Below are 17,635 nucleotides of genomic sequence, written 5' to 3'. Positions count from 1 at the left end.
GGAGGTCGCCTCGAGCAAAAATTCAGTCGAGCGCCGCATGGCACCGCTCCAGCGCCAGCCGCAGATGCTTCAAGACCATGTTTCGGGAGATGCCCAGTCTTTGAGAGATCTCGTCCGGCGAGAGATCATGGAAGCGCCGCAGGATGAAGACCTCCCGGCACCTCGGAGGGAGGCTCTTCATGGCGGCGTAGAGCGCCCGGACGCTCTCCTTCGCTTCGCAGGTCTGGGCCGGATCGAGGGCCGTTTCGACGATGTCCGCGGAAATGTCCCCCGGCGCGACGTGCTTGGCGATGGTGCTGTTATAGCGGGCGAAGTCGCGTGCGAGATTGATCGCCGTCGTGCGCAGATAGGCGTCCTCGTCGACGATCGCTCCGGTCTGCTTGCGCTGCAGCATCCGCACGAAAGTCTCCTGCAGCAGGTCCGACGCGTGGTCGGGACCGACCCGACGCGTCAGGCAGTCGAGGAGAACGCGCTTATTGCGCTCGAAGAGTTCGCCGATCGAACGGCTCTTGATCTTGGACATGAGCCGGCTTCTACTGGAGCCTCGGACCCGCGATGGCGCCGAAGCGAGAAAGCTCCTCGGCGCCTGCCACGCATGCTCTCTCCTTGTTGCGCGGAGAGGTGCGCGTTCAGGACAGCGGCGGCGCGCGGGACGAGTGCGAACGCGCCGCTACCGTCGGCGGCCGAAGCGAGACGTCGGCGGCGCGCACATGGGCAGGATCGGTCGAGGGGGAAAGCAGCGCGAAAACGGCCGCGAAAAGGAGTGTGGGCAGATCGTCCCGCCCGGCGGACGAGCAGAGCGCGCAGCATTGATCGCTCGCGCGCCGTTGCTCAGCCGGCGCATCTCGATCCGCTGATGGGTCGGGTCGGCAAGTCTGATAATATGATGCAGCAGCGGAGGCGAGGCCGTGGGCGGCGCGCAAGTCGCGCGCCTGCGAGCTGACGCTCTGCAGGGCGAAAAGGCAAACGAGAGCGCTGATGATGGCGCTCGTCGACAGCTCCCGCCATGAACCCCGCTTTGCCATTTTCGATCTATAGGCTCACGCTTCTTCCTCGGTCAAGCTTTGAAGTCCGGCGTGTTCCGGTGCGAACGGCGCGAGGGAGGCGGCGCATGACGCCATGCACAGGCGATCTTTTCAAAGGCCGGCATTCGAACGTGAGATCATCTTCTCTGCGTGCGCTCATATCGCGAACGCGATCACGCGGGCGTTGCTCCCGACACGGACGCGGCAAATAATGCGCCATGACGCTCGGGGCGAGCAGCGCTCGCGCGGCGCCGTCAATCAGACAGGGACGGGACATGCGCCTCGGCGGCGAGGGGACGTTCAGCTGTCTCGACAGTTGCGAGACATGATTGCGCACCGTGAAATGCGACAGCTTCGAGCGCCGGCGGATCTGCTTGTTCGGCCGGCCGTGCATCGACAGCCGCAGAATGTCGCGTTGTCGCTCCGTCAGCGTGGACAGGCCGTGCGCCGGCCGCTTCGCGCTGCGCGTACAGCACGCCGCCCTCCGGCGGCATGTGATGCACGCGAAGCGGAGGAGCGTTAGGGAGGGGGCGTCGAACACCCTTCATTATTCATTGACGCAAGCCACCAACGCCTCGCTTCAGTCAATTTGAAAAGGGCGCCGCATCGGAGTTTCCGATGCGCTTACGCCATCCGTCGATCGTGACGAACCAGAAGATGCCGACGCTCGGCGTCTTCTGCGCGTCCAGGTCCGCTGTCGGCGCTGTCGAGCGTCGATCGCAGGGCGAGAGGTCATATCGCAACCTCATGGACGTCGTTCGACGCATTCGCGGTAACAATTGCCGCGCGCCGGCCGAACTGCGCAGAGTGAGCGCGCCGGCGCCGTCACGCCGGCGCGCCAAAGACGAGGTTCCGCAATGCTGATCGTCCCGCCGCGGGAGATTCCCGCTTCCGAGATCACGCCGCCCTCCGCCTATCTGCGCCGGCGCGAATTTTTGGCGGGCGCCGCCGGCCTCGGCCTCGGCGCGCTGCTCGGGCCCGCCGCCGCGGCGCCTCTCGCCGGCGCAAAAAGCCCGTTCTCGACCAATGAGACGCCGACGCCGCGCGCCGATGTGACGTCCTACAATAATTTTTATGAATTCGGAGGCGGCAAGAGCGATCCCGCCGCGCGCGCGGGCTCGCTCACGACCTCGCCCTGGACCGTCGAGATCGACGGCCTGGTGGCGAAGCCGGCCAAATATGCGCTCGAGGATCTGATCCGCCCGTCCGCGCTCGAGGAGCGGGTCTATCGCATGCGCTGCGTCGAGGGCTGGTCCATGGTCATCCCCTGGATCGGCGTTCCGCTCGCCGCCGTGCTCGCCCGCGCCGAGCCGCTCGGCGCGGCGAAATATGTGGCTTTCGAGTCTCTGGTGCGGCCGCAGGAGATGCCGGGGCAGAAGGGTCTGCTGCAGCTCCTGCCCTGGCCCTATGTCGAGGGGCTGCGGCTCGACGAGGCCCTGCATCCGCTCACCCTTCTCGCGGTCGGGCTCTATGGAGAAACCCTGCCCAATCAGAACGGCGCGCCGCTGCGGCTGGTCGTCCCCTGGAAATATGGCTTCAAGGGGATCAAATCGATCGTGCGCATCTCCCTCGTGGAGACAGAGCCCAAGACCTCCTGGAACCTGCAGAACCCGCGCGAATACGGCTTTTATTCCAATGTGAACCCGCGGGTCGACCATCCGCGCTGGAGTCAGGCCACGGAGCGCCGCATCGGCGAGGGCGGCCTGTTCGCCAGGCGGCGGCCGACGCTGATGTTCAACGGCTATGCCGATCAGGTCGCCGGCCTCTATGCCGGAATGGATCTCGGGAGCTATTTTTGATGACGCGCGCCCCGCTGCAGCTCCGCAGGCTCGCGATCTATGTCGTCGGCCTCGCGCCGGCCGCCTCGCTGTTCTGGCTCGGCGTCGAGGACCGGCTCGGACCGGAGCCGATCAGGGCGCTGGAGCAGGGGCTCGGCCTGTGGGCGCTGCGCTTCCTCATCGCCTGCCTCGCCGTGACGCCGCTGCGACGCTTCGCCGGCGTCGATCTGCTGCGCTTTCGGCGCGCGCTGGGCCTGCTCGCCTTCTCTTACGCCTTTCTGCATCTTGCCGCCTATGTCGCGCTCGATTTCGGCTTCGACTGGGCGGCCGTCTCAGCCGATATCGTCAAACGTCCCTATGTGACGGTCGGCATGGCGAGCTTCGCCATTCTGGCGCCGCTGGCGGCGACCTCCAATGCTGCGGCTATCCGCCGCATGGGCGGCAAGGCCTGGGCGAAGCTGCACCGCCTGGTTTATCTCGCGGCGCTCGCCGCGGCCGCGCATTTTCTGCTGGTCGTCAAATCCTGGCCGGCCGAGCCGCTGGTCTATGCCGGGCTGACCGCGGCACTGCTGCTGACGAGGCTCGCGCCCGCCCCCTCCCGGCGCCGGCGGGCCCCGGTCTCGGCCTGAGCCTTGAAGTTCGCGCAGCGCGAAAGATAGAATGGCGAACTTCGCGATGCGACCATCCCGGCGATGGGATGGCGGAGCGACGACCGCCTCTATTTCGAGCCCTACGGAAAGATCGCGGACACCGCCGTGGTCTCGGCGAAGGGGAGAGGCGATGTCGGCGTGTCCATGAGTCGCGATCTCCCCTCGTCGAGGACCAGCTCGAGGGGCGGAAGCCGGATCCGAACGTCCTCGCGAGGGCGAAACGGGAAAAATCGGAAAAACAAGGCGATCTGGATTTGTAACGGCTTCGATACGAAGGGCGCGCAAAAGGGGCGGGCCGCGTCGGGGCCGGCCTTTCCGGCAACAAATTCGTCGCCATAGTTGGATTCATCCCGCGTTCAGCGGATGCGGGATATTGCCATGCTCGGCTGCGACGCTTTAATGAGCGCGAGGCGCGCCGACCCGCGGATAAGTGATGCAAATGAATGAGTTGAGCCCGCATTTCCGGCACGCCTCCCCGCTGCTCGCGGCGGGCGCGCCGTCCGGCTATGTTCCTCGAGGCGCCGTGCTGCGCGGCGCCGACATGCCGCATCTTCTGCGCGACGAGACGCTATCCGAGATTTTCGCCGCGCGGGTCGCCGCCAGCCCCCATGCGCTGGCGATGTCGACCCTGGAGCGACGCTTCACCTATCGGGAGGTCGACGCCCAGGCCAACGCCATCGCCCATGGCCTCGTCGCGCGCGGAATCGGCCCGGGCCAGGTGGTCGGCCTGTGGATGTCGCGCGGGCCCGAGCTGCTGATCGCGCAGATCGCCATCGCCAAGACGGGGGCCGCCTGGCTGCCCTTCGACGCCGACGCGCCCGTCGAGCGCATCGCCGTCTGCCTCTCCGACGCCGACGCCAGAGGCCTGCTCACATCCGTCCACTTCGCGGTCAAGGCCGCGGGCGTCGGCGTCGAGATTTGGGTCGACGCCGAGATCGCCTCGCTTCGGGACGCCCCTTTGCCGGACCCGCGGCTCGCCGGCGCGAGCGCGGACGACGCCGCCTATCTGATCTACACATCGGGCTCGACCGGAACGCCCAAGGGCATCGTCGTCACCCAGCGCAACATCTGCCATTATCTGCGCTCCGCCAACGAGATTTACGGGATCACGTCCTCCGACGTCGTGTTTCAGGGCGCATCCGTCGCCTTCGACCTCTCCATGGAGGAGATCTGGATTCCCTATCTCGCCGGCGCCTCGCTGTTCGTGGCGACGCCGCAGATCATCGGCGAGACCGAGGCCCTGCCCGACATTCTCGAGGAGGCCGGCGTCACCGTGCTCGACACGGTGCCGACCCTGCTCGCCGCGCTGCCGCGCGACGTCGCGACGCTGCGCAAGATCGTGCTCGGCGGCGAAGCCTGCCCGCCGTCCGTCGCCGAGCGCTGGACGCGCATCGGCCGCACCATCTTCAACAGCTATGGTCCCACCGAGGCGACTGTGGTCGCGACCGTCTCGGAAGTCTGGCCGAACGAGAAGGTGACGATCGGCAAGCCGATCCCGAACTACAGCTGCTATGTCGTAGACGAAAATCTCGAGCTGCTGCCGCCGGGCGCCGAAGGCGAGCTGTTGATCGGCGGCCCCGGCGTCGCGCGCGGCTATCTGCGGCGCGACGAGCTGACCGCGGAAAAATTCATCGCCAATCCTTTCTGTGACGACGGCTCCGATCCGATCCTCTATCGCTCCGGCGACGCGGTCGCGTTGGACGAGACCGGCAATCTGGCCTTCCGCGGCCGCATCGACGATCAGGTCAAGATCCGCGGCTTCCGCGTGGAGCTCGGCGAGATCGAGTCCGTTCTGTCCACGCTCCCCCACATCCGTCAGGCGGCGGTCGTGCTGCGCAACGAGGACGGCCTCGACGAGCTCGTCGCCTTTCTCGTCGGCGCGACGGCGGTCATTCCCGATCCGCGCGAGCTGCGCGCCAAGCTGCGCGAATTCCTGCCGTCTTATATGGTCCCGGCCCGCTTCGAGGTGGTCGCGTCGCTGCCGACGCTGTCCTCGGGCAAGGTCGACCGCAAGGCGCTGAAGCGCGCGCCGCTGAGCGCCCCGCTGCTCGACGCCGAGGCGCAGGAGGAGCCGCGCAGCGACACCGAGGCCAAGCTTCTCGACGCCGCGCGCAGAGTCCTGCCGCCGGGCGCCATTCCGTTCGACGCCGATTTCTTCACCGACCTCGGCGGCCACTCGCTGCTGGCGGCGCGTTTCGTCTCGGTGGTCCGCGAGACGGAGCGGCTCGCCTCGATCACGCTGCAGGACCTCTACGCGCAGCGCACGCTGCGCGCGCTCGCCGCCCATCTCGACGGCAAGGCGGCGGCCTCGCCCGCGCCGCGCGATCTCTCCTTCGCGCCGCCGCCGCTACTGAAGCGCTTTCTGTGCGGGCTCGCCCAGGCGGCGGCGCTGCCCTTCATCCTCGCCTTCGTCACCTCGCAATGGCTCGGCGTGTTCGTCTCCTACATGCTGCTCACCTCGCCCGACGCCAGCATCGTGGAGGAGGCGGTCGCGCTGCTCGGCGTCTATATGTGCGTCAACATTGCCACTGTGGCGGTGTCGATCCTCGGCAAATGGCTGGTCATCGGCCGCACGCGGCCGGGGCGCTATCCGCTGTGGGGCGTCTATTACTACCGCTGGTGGCTGGCGCAGCGCCTCATCGGCCTCACCCACGCCAAATGGTTCCAGGCCTCGCCCTTGATGCGCCTCTATCTGCGCGCGCTCGGCGCGAGGATCGGCGAGGATGCGATCATCGGCGAGCTCGATGTCGGGGCGATCGATCTCGTCTCCATCGGCGACGGCGCGAGCCTCGGCGGCAAGCTGAAGCTCGCCAACGCCCGCGTCGTGGGCAATGAGCTGATCATCGGCCCGATCGACATCGGCGCCGACGCCTATGTCGGAACCTCCTGCGTCATCGAGGAGAATGTCGTGCTCGAGGAGGGCGCGGCGCTCGAGGATCTGAGCTCGGTTCCGTCCGGCGCGCGCATCGGCGCCCGCGAGATCTGGAACGGCTCCCCGGCGCGCCATGAGGGCCGGGTGAACGCCGAAGCGCTCGATTCGCCGTCCGCCGCCTCGGCGCTGCGGCGGGTCGTCATGAGCGCTCTGTTCGCCATGGTGGCTCTCGCGCTGCCGCCGCTCGGCCTGCTGCCGATCTTCCCCGCCTTCTGGGTGTTCGACAAGCTCGACGCCTGGCTCGGCCTCGTCGATGGCGAGCACGCTTATTATCTCGCCGCGATTCCGCTGTTCGCCTGGCCGACGGCGTTCGTGCTGGTGCTCGTCACTGTCGCCTTCATCGTCGCCTTCCGCTGGACGGTGCTGCCGCGCGTCTCGGAGGGGACGTATTCGGTCTGGTCCTGGTTCTACCTGCGCAAATGGGCGGTGGGGCTCGCGACGGAAGTCACCCTGGAGACGCTCTCCTCGCTGTTCGCGACGCTCTACATGCGCAGCTGGTATCGGCTGATGGGCGCCAAGATCGGCAAGGATTCGGAAATCTCCACCAATCTCTCCGGGCGCTACGACCTCGTCGAGATCGGCGAGAAATGCTTCATCGCCGACGAGGTGGTGCTCGGCGACGAGGACATGCGCCGCGGCTGGATGTATCTGAGGAAGGTGAAGACCGGCTCCCGCGTGTTCATCGGCAATGACGCCGTGGTTCCGCCCGGCTCGGAGATCCCGAACGGCGCGCTGATCGGCATAAAGTCCAAGCCGCCGGCCAATAGTGAATTGTCCGAGGGCGACACCTGGTTCGGCTCGCCGCCGATCCGGCTGCCGGTGCGCCAGACCTTCGACGGCGGCGGCGCCGCGTGGACCTATCAGCCGCCGTTCTGGAAGAAGGCCGCGCGCGCCGCCTATGAGGCCATCAATGTCTCGCTGCCCACCATGCTGTTCATCACCTTCGGCACCTGGGCGGTCGAGAGCTTCGCGCAGAAGCTGATCGACGGCGAATATGGCGCGGCGTTCTGGCTGTTCGTCCTCTGCTCGACGCTGATCTCGCTCGGCATGACGCTGGTGGTCGTCGCGGTGAAATGGCTGACCATGGGCCGCTACGAGCCGCAGGTGAAGCCGATGTGGTCGTTCTGGGCCATGCGCACGGAGGCCTGCGCCGTGCTCTATTGGGGCCTCGCCGGCAAGATCCTGCTCGAGCATTTGCGCGGCACGCCCTTCCTGCCGTGGGTGCTGCGCCTGTTCGGCGCGAAATTCGGCAAGGGCGTGTTCGCGGACATGACCGACATCACCGAATTCGACTGCGTCAGCGTCGGCGATTACGCCGCCCTCAATCAGGTCGCGGCCCTGCAGACCCATCTCTATGAAGATCGCGTGATGAAGGTCGGGCGCGTCATGATCGGCCGCGGCGTGACGGTCGGCGCCGGCTCCACCGTGCTCTACGACACCCATGTCGGCGATTTCGCCCGGCTCGGGCCGCTCACCGTGGTGATGAAGGGCGAGACGATCCCGCCCCATTCCGAATGGGTGGGCGCCCCGGCCGAGCCGGCGCGGAGCGCGCCGGCGCCCGCCGTGCGGCAGGCGAAGGCGGCCTGACGGGAGCGGCCGCGCGGTTTCCGAAGCGTGCAATGTGCGACAGCGCACATGCGGGCTCATGCCCCCCTGCTAGCTTGCGCAACGACAAAGGCGATCGGCTCGCGACCAGAGCCGAATTCTCTCGCCTTGGTTGATCTTCGAGACGAGCTCGAAGATACTCGTCGAAGCCATATGCGCATTGGGGAGGGTTTCATGTCGAAATCGGAGCCGCGCCTCGGCCGCAGCGCGATGTTGGCGGCCGCCATATTGTTTTCCGTCCAGGGTCTCGCCTCGGCCCAGGACGCCGCATATTTCACCAGGATGCTGTCGGCGCCGGCGACGCGCGGCCTGACGACCGAGCCGTCGGTCACGCCGGAGCATATCGCCGAAGAGCAATTCGTCCGCGGGCTCGGCAAGCGCCATGCCGACCGCTCGCTCTCCGTCTCGGACGTCTCCAAGCTCGACGCCATCGTGGCGACGCGCCGGGACGTCGACTTCGAGGTGCATTTCGCGCTGAATTCGGCCGATCTGCGCGGCAAGGACCGCGAGGTGGTCGAGCAGCTCGGCGTGGCGCTCGGCGGTCCGGCGTTCAAGGACAGCACCTTCCTGATCATGGGCCACACCGATAGCCGGGGCTCGGCCAAGGCCAATCAGAAGCTGTCCGAGCGTCGCGCGGAAGCGGTGAAGAAGGTGCTCGTCGCCGAATATGGCGTCGCGCCCGAACGGCTCGTCACGGTCGGCTACGGCCAGACTCATCTCAAGAACGAGAGCGAGCCGACGGCCTCCGAGAACCGGCGCGTCCAGGTCGTGAACATCATGGCCTTCAAGGCGGCGAAAAATTGATCCGGACGGGCGCGCCAGGGCCTCGGCGGCGGAGCTCGAGCCGCGACGGAACCAGCGGGCGCGCGCGGAAGCGCTGCGCGCTCGCGGCGTTGCTGGCGCTCGTCGCGCAGGGCGCGGGCGCGGCGGAGCCGGCGCCTGCCGCCGGCCAGAACATCGGCCGAGTGACGGTCGCGACGGTGCGCGCGAAAGAGGCCTGCGTCAAAGTCGATGCGCGAGTGACCGGCTTCGCCATCGCGCGCGAGGAAACGGGCGTCACTGCGCCGCCCGGCTATCGCATCACCGAAATTCTCGCCGGCGAAGGCGACCGTGTCGCCGCGGGCCAGGAGCTGCTGCGCGGCCTTCGGGAGGCCGAATCCGCCGCGCCGCCGGCCGCCCCCCCGACGCGGGGCGCGGGAGGGGCCGCCGCTGGCGCCGCCGCCGCGGCCGGAAGTCTCGGCTCGACGATCGCGCGCGCGCCGATCGCCGGCGTGGTCGTGCGGGTCAATATTCGCGTCGGCGATGTCTCCGGCGCGCCGCAGGCGGCGGCGACCGCGATGGCGGCGCAGGGCGCGCCGCCCGACCCGCCTTTCGTCATTTCCGCCGGCTCCAATGTCGATCTCGTCGTCGACATTCCGAGCCTCTATGTCGGCCAGATCCGCAAGGGCGCAGTCGCCAAGGTGACGAGCGACGAGGGCGTCGCGGCCAAAGGCGTCGTGCAATCGCCGGCGAGCGAGGTCGATCCGGCGACGCAGCTCGGGCGCGCGCGGCTCTCGATCGAGCCGGCCTCGGCGATCCGTCCGGGACAATTCGCCAGCGCCGTCGTCGAGACGGCGCGCGATTGCGGCGTCGTCGTTCCGACGTCCGCCGTCAGCTACCGCAATGGCGAGGCGACGGTGCAGATGGTGAGCGGGGCCGCGGTGCAAATCCGCCCGGTGCGCGTCGGTCTCTCCGACAGCGGCAAGATCCGCATTCGCGACGGGCTGGGGGTCGGCGAGGAGATCGTCGCGCATACGGGCGCCGCCCTGCATGCGGGGGATCGAGTCAATGCGGTTCTGATCGAGGGGGCGGCCGGCGCCGGACAATAATTTGCGGCGTCGAGGCCGAATGATTCGCAGATAGGGGCTGCTAGCCGATGTCCTTCAATGTCTCCGCGCTGGCCATCAAGCGGCCGCTGCCGTCCATCGTCTTTTCCATCATTCTCCTGTTCCTCGGCTGGACCAGCTTTCTGCAGCTGCCCATCACGCGCCTCCCCAATGCCGACATTCCGATGATCTCGGTCGTCGTCCCGCAGTTCGGCGCGGCTCCCGCCGAGATCGAGGCGCAGGTGACGAAGACGATCGAGGACGGCGTCTCGGGCGTCGAGGGGGTGCGCCACATCTCGTCCTCGATCACCGACGGATTGTCGGTGACGACGATCATCTTCCGGCTCGAGACCAATACCGACAAGGCGCTCAACGATGTGAAGGACGCGGTGACGCGCGTGCGCTTCAACCTGCCGCGCAACATCGAGGAGCCGCTGGTCCAGCGCGTCGACGTGGTCGGCCTGCCGATCGTGACCTACGCCGCCTCCGCCCCGGGCAAGAGCCCGGAGGAGCTCTCCTGGTTCATGGAGAACACGGTCAAGCGCTCGCTGCAGGATGTGAAGGGCGTCGCCCAGGTGGAGATCATCGGCGGCGTCTCGCGCGAAATCCTCGTCTCGCTCGACGCCGACCGCCTGCAGGCTTTCGGCCTCAGCGCCGTCGACGTGAGCCGGCGCCTGCGCGGCACCAATGTGACCGTCACCGGCGGCCGCGCCGAGATCGGAGGCCGCGATCAGGCGATCCGCACCATCGCCTCCGCCAGGACGCTCGAGGAATTCTCCGGGCTGATGATCGCTCTGCCGACCGGCGGCGAGGTGCGCCTGCAGGATCTCGGTGCGATCGCCGACACCATCGCCGAGCGCCGCACCTTCGCCCGTCTCGACGGGCGGCCGGTGGTCGCCGTCGGCGTCAAGCGCGCCAATGGCGCGAGCGACGTCGACGTCGCCTCGGCGGTGGAGAAGCGCATCGCGGGGCTGCGCTCGAAATATCCGGAATTCGATCTGAAGCTGATCGACACGTCGGTCGAGGTGACGCGCGGCAATTATGACGCGGCGATCCACACTCTTTTCGAAGGCGCCTTTCTCGCCGTCGTGATCGTCCTCTTGTTCCTGCGCGATCTGCGCGCGACGCTGATCGTCGCCATCTCGCTGCCGCTCTCCATCTTCCCCGCCTTCTGGGTGATGGACGCGCTCGGCTTCTCGCTCAATCTGGTGAGCTTTCTCGCCATCACGCTCAGCACCGGCATTCTCGTCGACGATTCGATCGTCGAGATCGAGAATATCGTGCGCCATATCCGCATGGGAAAATCGGCGCTGCAGGCCGCTTCCGACGCCGCGGACGAGATCGGCCTCGCGGTGATCGCCATCAGCCTCACCATCGTGGCCATTTTCGCGCCGGCGAGCTTCATGCCGGGAATCGCCGGCCAGTTCTTCAAGCAGTTCGGCGTCACCGTCGCCGTGCAGGTGCTGTTCTCGCTGCTCGCCGCGCGCCTCGTGACGCCGATGCTCGCCGCCTATCTCTTGAAGCCGCATCAGGCGGAGGAGAAGCCGCCGGGCGCGATCCTGCGCGCCTATGAGCGGCTGGTCGCATTCTCGGTGCATCATTACAAGGCCACCGTGCTCGTCGGCCTTCTGTTCTTCGCCGCCTCGATCACCAGCATCAGCCTGCTGTCGAAGGGCTTCCTTCCGGCGCAGGATTCGTCGCGCTCGGTGATGATGGTCGAGCTGCCGCCGGGGTCGCAGATCACCGACACGGAGACGACGACGGAAGAAATCGCCGCCGTCATCCACGAGCTGCCGGAGGTGCAGAACGTCTTCGTCGACGGCGGCCGCGTGTCGAACGGGCCGATGGAGGCGCGGCGCGCGACGCTGATCGTCGCCTACACGCCGAAGTCGGATCGCAAGATCACCCAGCGCGATCTCGAGCAGGAGATCGGCCGGCGCCTGCGCAAGGTTCCCGACATCCGCTATTATTTCGTCGACGAGAACGGCCTGCGCGCGATCTCGCTCGTGGCGCAGGGCTCCGAGCCGCGCCGGGTCGCGACCGTGGCGAATGAGCTGGCGCGGCAGATTCGCCGCCTGCCCGGCGTCGACAATGTGATCGCCGACACGACGCTCGACCGTCCCGAGCTGCTCATCCATCCGCATCTCGATCTCGCGACCCGCCTCGGCGTGACGCCGGAGACGCTGGCCGAGACGATCCGCGTCGCGACGATCGGCGACGTCGGCCCGGCGCTGGCCAAATTCGTCGACGGCGACCGGCTCATCCCGGTGCGCGTGCAATTGGAGGATCGCGCCCGCTCCAACAAGAATGTGCTCGGCCAGCTGCGCGTGCCGATGGGCCTTTCCGGCAGCGTGCCGCTCTCGGCCGTCGCCGATCTGCAATTCAGCCAGGGCCCGACCAATATCTCGCGCTACGACCGCAATCGCCAGGCGACGGTGGAGGCCGATCTCGTCGGCTCGGCGGCGCTCGGCGACGTGCTGGAGGCGATCGAGCAATTGCCGGTGAAGAAGTCGCTGCCGCCCGGCGTGACCGTCGGCGAATCGGGCGACGCCGAAAGCCTCAACGAATTGTCGGACGGCTTCACCCAGGTGCTCGGCGCAGGCCTGCTGATGGTCTATGCGGTGCTGGTGCTGCTGTTCAGCAGCTTTTTGCAGCCGATCACCATTTTGTTCTCGCTGCCGCTCTCCATCGGCGGCGCGGTGTTCGGCCTGATGCTGGTCGGTAAGCAGCTCACCGTTCCGGTGTGGATCGGCATTCTGATGCTGATGGGCATCGTCACCAAGAACGCGATCATGCTGGTCGATTTCGCGCTCGAATCGGTCTGGCGCGGCGAGCCGAAGGACCTCGCCATCATCGACGCCGGCCGCAAGCGTGCGCGGCCGATCGTGATGACGACGATCGCCATGATCGCCGGCATGACTCCGAGCGCTCTCGCCTTCGGCATTGGCGGCGAGTTCCGCTCGCCGATGGCGATCGCGGTGATCGGCGGCCTCGTGTTCTCGACGCTGCTGTCGCTGATCTTCGTGCCGGCGGTGTTCATGATGGTGTCGAGCTTCGGCGAAAAGCTGCGCGATTTCGGCCCGTGGAAGGCGCATCCTCCCACCCCCGCGAACGCCGACCCGTCGGCGACGCCGTCGGAATGACCGCCAGCGGTCCCGTTCGGGCGCCCGCGCGGTCTCGGGCCGGGGATTTGCGCGGAAACCGGACACGCGGCTTGAAATCGGCCGTCCACACGGCTAAGAGAAGCGCCGCCAAGGTCGGCCGCAGGCCGATCCGCCGCAATAGCTCAGCTGGTAGAGCACATCATTCGTAATGATGGGGTCGGGGGTTCGAATCCCTCTTGCGGCACCAATAAAATCAAAAGGCTGTAGGCATAAACGACGGGACAGAGGCGCGGTCTCGGCTTCGCAGTCGCCACGGCGACGAAAGTCGGCGCGCCGATCGCCGCCATCTCGGGCGCCGCGGTCGACTGATGCTTGAAAGGCTGAGGCTCGACGGGCGATCGGCTCACTTTGCCTCCGGCGATGAAACGCCGAGGATTACTCGACGCGCCGAATGCGCCGGTCGAGGTCGCGAAGGCGCACGCCATATCCGATCGCCGTCGCGTGATATTCCGCCAAGGCGCGGCCCAGTTCGTCGATTCCTCGGCGAGGCGTTTCTCGGTAGAATCACCGCCTTCAGCTCCATCGACGACGCCCAGCTCCATCGACGACGCCGATGCTCGTCTGATACGGTGACGCGCTCGCCCCCGAGCCGGTTCGCCTTCTCTCATGTCCCCCTCGCTCATCCCCGTTCTGACGCCGCATGGCGCTCTGCGCCTCGAGGCGCGGGAGGACGAGGCGCCGCTCGATGATGCGGTTGCGGCGCGACTAGGCGCGTATTTTTCGCGCGGCGATGGGCATGGTCTGCTGCATCTCGGTCTCGCGGAAGTGGGAACCGACCTGCCGCCCGGTCTCGCCTTTTGGCGCGGCTTTGCGATGCGCTTCATGCGCATGCTGTGCCTGTCGCTCGAGGCGGCGAGCGAGCCGCTGTCGGCGGGCGTGCTATCGGAGCTGGTCGACGCCGCGCCGCCGATGGCGGGAGGCGAATATCTGACCGTGCAAATCCTCGCCGCGGCGTGGGGGCGGATGGCGGAAGCGCTTCGCGTCGAGCTCGCGGAGCGCGGCGTGTCGCTCCGGGATTTCATGGGCAGCGCGGATCGACGCTGGCGGCTGGTCGGGCGCGTGCATCTCAATCTCGCCGAGAACCGGCGCGATCCCGATTGTCCTTTCGCCTTCATGGCGACCTATGCGGCCTCGCTCGGCGAGCAGGGCGGCTTGCGCCATGCGCCGCTCGCGCAAGCGCTGCGCGATCATGCCGACGACAAGCGCAAGCTGCTCGAGCTGCTGGAGCCGGTCAGCCATGCCGCCGAGCGGCTCGATTGGCTGAAGGAGATCGTCGACGCCGGCGAGATTTTTCATCCGCTGCGCTGGACGCCGAAGGACGCCATGCGCTTTCTCGAGAGCGTCGAGACGATGGAGGCCTCGGGGCTGATCGTGCGCATGCCGGCGAGCTGGCGCATGAATCGTCCGAGCCGTCCCGAGGTCGAAGCGACGATCGGCTCCAATGAGCCGTCGCGCGTCGGCACCCAGCAGATGCTCGATTTCGACATGCGCGTCACGCTCGACGGCGAGCCGCTGACGCAAGAGGAGATCGAGAGCCTGCTCGAATCGACCGCCGGGCTCGCTCTGCTGCGCGGAAAATGGGTCGAGATCGACCGCGAGCGGCTGACGGCGACGCTCGAGCGCTTCGAGGCGGTGGAGCGGCTCGCCGATCAGGAGGGGCTGAATTTCGCGCAGGCGATGCGGCTCGTCGCCGGCGCCGACATCGGCGCCAAGGCCGCGCCGGCGGATGCGAAATGGGGCCATATCGACGCCGGCCCCTGGCTCGCCGAAACCCTCCGCGCCTGCCGCGATCCTCAGGCGGCCGGCGAGGCCGATCCGGGCGCCGCGTTGAAGGCGGATCTGCGCCCCTATCAGAAGGCCGGCGTGCAATGGCTGGCGCTGCTCACGCGCCTCGAGCTCGGCGCCTGCCTCGCCGACGATATGGGTCTCGGCAAGACCATTCAGCTGCTCGCGCTGCTCCTCACCGCGAAGCAGCGCGCGCCGGAGGGCGGGCCCAGCCTTCTCGTCGCGCCGGCCTCGCTGCTGGCCAATTGGGCCTCGGAGGCGGCGCGCTTCGCGCCGAGCCTGCGCGTCGTCGTCTGTCATCCGGCTTTCATGGCGCCTGCAGAACTGAAGGCGGTTGCGCCGGACAGTTTTTCAGCCGCCGATCTCGTCGTGACCAGCTACGCGACGCTCTTGCGCATAGGCGCCTTCGTCGAAACCAAATGGCGCTTCGTCGTGCTCGACGAGGCGCAGGCGATCAAGAATCCCAACGCCAAGCAGACGCGCGCGGTCAAATCCTTGCGTGGGCAGGCGCGCATCGCGCTCACCGGCACGCCGATCGAGAACAATCTTCGCGATCTGTGGTCGATCTTCGATTTCATCAATCCCGGCCTGCTCGGCACCTCCAAGGCCTTCGCCGATTTCGTGAAGCGCCTCGCGGCTGCCGAGCCGCCCTCCTATGCGCCGCTGAAGCGGCTGGCGGCGCCCTATATCCTGCGCCGCCTCAAGACCGACAAAAGCGTCATCGCCGACCTCCCGGACAAGACCGAGGTCCCCGCCTTTTGCGCGCTCTCCAAGAAGCAGGCGGCGCTCTATGAGGTCGCGGTCGACGAGCTGGAGCAACGTCTGAAGCAGGCGGATGACGATATCGCCCGGCGCGGGCTGGTTCTGTCGATGCTGATGCGCCTGAAGCAAATCTGCAATCATCCCTCGCAATGGCTGTCCGACGGCGCCTATGAGCCGGCGCAGAGCGGCAAATTCGCGCGGCTCGCCGAAATCGCCGAGACGGTCGCGAGCCGGCAGGAGAAGCTGCTGGTCTTCACCCAGTTCAAGGAGATCATCCCGCCGCTCGAGCGTCTGCTCGCTTCCGTCTTCGGCCGCTCCGGCCTCGTGCTGCATGGCGACACGCCGGTGGCCAAGCGCAAGGACCTCGTGAAGAAATTCCAGGAGGACGAGACCATCCCCTTCTTCGTCCTGTCGCTGAAAGCCGGCGGCTCGGGCCTCACCCTCACCGCCGCCTCGCATGTCGCGCATTTCGACCGCTGGTGGAATCCGTCTGTGGAAAACCAGGCGACCGATCGCGCTTTTCGCATCGGCCAGAAGCGCAATGTGCTGGTGCATAAATTCGTCTGCCGTGGCACGATCGAGGAGCGAATCGACCAGCTGATCGAGTCGAAGCGGCAATTGGCGCAGGATGTCCTCGGCGGCGGGCAGGAGATCGACCTCGCGGGGATGAATGATCGCGACCTCATGGCGCTGGTGCGGCTCGATCTCGACGCGGCGATGAAGGAAGCGTGAGACATGTCCTTTTGGCGCTATGCTCCCTATGTCCCCGTCGCCGAGCGCCGCTCCCAGGCGGTGAAGGAAATCGCGACGCTGAAGAAGAAGGGGCGCGTCGTCGCGCCCGTCGTGATCGAAGGCCGCAAGATCGCGCAGAGCTTTTGGGGCAAGGCCTGGTGCGATAATCTCGAGCGCTATTCCGATTATGAGAGCCGCCTGCCGCGCGGGCGCAGCTATGTGCGCAACGGCTTCGTGCTCGATCTGCAAATCGAGAGGGGACGGATCGGCGCGCTCGTCAGCGGCTCCGAGGTCTATACGATCGAGATCGCCGTCACGCCGACCAAGCCGGATCGCTGGAAGGCGATCTGCCGCGACTGCGCCGGCTCCATCGGCTCGCTGGTCGAATTGCTGAAGGGACGGATTTCGAAGCACATCATGGAGCGCGTCTGCCGCGAGGGCGACGGCCTGTTCCCCTCCCCGCGCGAGATCAAGATGTCGTGCTCCTGTCCGGATGGGGCGCGCATGTGCAAGCATGTCGCGGCGACGCTCTATGGCGTCGGCGCGCGCCTCGATGCGCAGCCGGAGCTGCTGTTCCTGCTGCGCGGCGTCGACAGCGCCGATCTCGTCTCCAACGCCGACACCGCGGCGGCGGCGATGCGCCCGAATGAGAGCGAGCGCATTCTCGCCGCGGATGACGTCGCCGCGCTGTTCGGGATCGACATGGCGCCGGCGGCGCGGGAGCCAGTGGCGATCACAGGCGGGGAGCAGAGCCCCGCGCGTAAAGCCGGGGCTGCAAAGGCGCCGGCGTCGAAAAGCCCGAAGCCCAGCTCGACGAGCCGGGGCGCCGCGAGCGCAGGCCCGGCGGCGCCGGCGCCGAAGACGCGCGGTTCGAGGAAATCCAAGGCGCCCGCTGCGCCGTCCCCTGCGCCTATCGTCGCAGCAGAGGCAAAGGCGCGATCAAAGACCGATACCGGCGCGACGGCGCCAAAGCGGCGCGCGAAAGCGCCACCCGCGATCCTCGACGCGGTAGAGGCGCCGAAACAAGCCTCGGGAACGAAAGGCAAGCGCGCCGCCCTCCGGTCCCCTGTGGCGCCGCCGAAGGCGACGTCGCCCACACAGAAGCCCGCACCGTCGCTGCGCGCCGCCGCCGCTGAGGGAAGCAGGCCGTCTTCCCGCCGTGGGATGGAATCCGACCGCCGAACGCGCGCGGCGAAATGGATCGGCGCGAAAGCTAAAAAGAGCCGCGGCTGATCCGTCCGTGCCTGTCCGGTTAAGACAGCCACAACATATAGGGATGCCGTCGCCATTCTTTCTGCGGCGGCTATGCGCCAGAAGCGCCAAAAGCGGAAATTCGT

General features: G+C 67.3%; 11 protein-coding genes and 1 tRNA gene. 9 read left to right on the top strand and 3 right to left on the bottom strand.

The features are described 5' to 3' along the window. Window positions 1-22: 22 nt before the first annotated feature. The 3 genes from K3F48_RS10235 to K3F48_RS10230 form a co-directional block, all read right to left on the bottom strand. Entirely contained in the window at window positions 23-523 is a 501-nt protein-coding gene (locus K3F48_RS10235; protein ID WP_222575327.1) for an RNA polymerase sigma factor, read from the bottom strand. 106 nt (window positions 524-629) lie between these two features. Next, window positions 630-1,025 carry a DUF2946 family protein gene (locus K3F48_RS24865; protein WP_370631396.1) on the bottom strand — a complete coding sequence of 132 codons (396 nt, stop codon included), beginning with the start codon at window positions 1,023-1,025 and terminating at the stop codon, window positions 630-632. A gap of 7 nt (window positions 1,026-1,032) precedes the next feature. Then, window positions 1,033-1,566, bottom strand: a complete 534-nt coding sequence (locus K3F48_RS10230) for a response regulator transcription factor (protein ID WP_370631395.1) — start codon at window positions 1,564-1,566, stop codon at window positions 1,033-1,035. 316 nt (window positions 1,567-1,882) lie between these two features. Here K3F48_RS10230 and msrP point away from each other — a divergent pair, with 316 nt between their 5' ends. The 9 genes from msrP (at window position 1,883) to K3F48_RS10185 (ending at window position 17,531) form a co-directional block, all read left to right on the top strand. Then, window positions 1,883-2,824: a protein-methionine-sulfoxide reductase catalytic subunit MsrP gene (msrP, locus tag K3F48_RS10225; protein WP_222575326.1), complete on the top strand. Its 942-nt coding sequence runs from the start codon at window positions 1,883-1,885 to the stop codon at window positions 2,822-2,824. Beyond that, window positions 2,824-3,432, top strand: a complete 609-nt coding sequence (gene msrQ, locus K3F48_RS10220; RefSeq protein WP_222575325.1) for a protein-methionine-sulfoxide reductase heme-binding subunit MsrQ — start codon at window positions 2,824-2,826, stop codon at window positions 3,430-3,432. Before msrP ends, msrQ begins: the two co-directional genes overlap by 1 nt. Window positions 3,433-3,892: 460 nt before the next feature. Beyond that, window positions 3,893-7,972, top strand: coding sequence for a Pls/PosA family non-ribosomal peptide synthetase (locus tag K3F48_RS10215; RefSeq protein ID WP_370631394.1), 4,080 nt, complete (start codon window positions 3,893-3,895; stop codon window positions 7,970-7,972). Between the two features lie 192 nt (window positions 7,973-8,164). Beyond that, the gene (locus K3F48_RS10210; RefSeq protein WP_222575323.1) at window positions 8,165-8,794 is read left to right on the top strand and encodes an OmpA family protein; all 630 of its coding nucleotides are present in this window, start codon (window positions 8,165-8,167) and stop codon (window positions 8,792-8,794) included. A gap of 89 nt (window positions 8,795-8,883) precedes the next feature. Further along, entirely contained in the window at window positions 8,884-9,858 is a 975-nt protein-coding gene (locus K3F48_RS10205) for an efflux RND transporter periplasmic adaptor subunit (protein ID WP_222575322.1), read from the top strand. Between the two features lie 47 nt (window positions 9,859-9,905). Then, window positions 9,906-12,998 carry an efflux RND transporter permease subunit gene (locus K3F48_RS10200; protein WP_222575321.1) on the top strand — a complete coding sequence of 1,031 codons (3,093 nt, stop codon included), beginning with the start codon at window positions 9,906-9,908 and terminating at the stop codon, window positions 12,996-12,998. A 132-nt stretch (window positions 12,999-13,130) separates the two neighbouring features. Further along, window positions 13,131-13,206, top strand: a tRNA-Thr gene (locus K3F48_RS10195). A 419-nt stretch (window positions 13,207-13,625) separates the two neighbouring features. Further along, window positions 13,626-16,298, top strand: a complete 2,673-nt coding sequence (locus K3F48_RS10190; RefSeq protein WP_222575320.1) for a DEAD/DEAH box helicase — start codon at window positions 13,626-13,628, stop codon at window positions 16,296-16,298. A gap of 3 nt (window positions 16,299-16,301) precedes the next feature. Beyond that, window positions 16,302-17,531, top strand: a complete 1,230-nt coding sequence (locus K3F48_RS10185; RefSeq protein ID WP_222575319.1) for a hypothetical protein — start codon at window positions 16,302-16,304, stop codon at window positions 17,529-17,531. The last annotated feature ends 104 nt before the right edge of the window (window positions 17,532-17,635 follow it).

The organism is Methylosinus sp. Sm6, from assembly GCF_019802345.1.
In the GTDB taxonomy this organism is placed as follows: domain Bacteria; phylum Pseudomonadota; class Alphaproteobacteria; order Rhizobiales; family Beijerinckiaceae; genus Methylosinus.
This window is presented reverse-complemented; position numbering and strand designations above follow the sequence as displayed.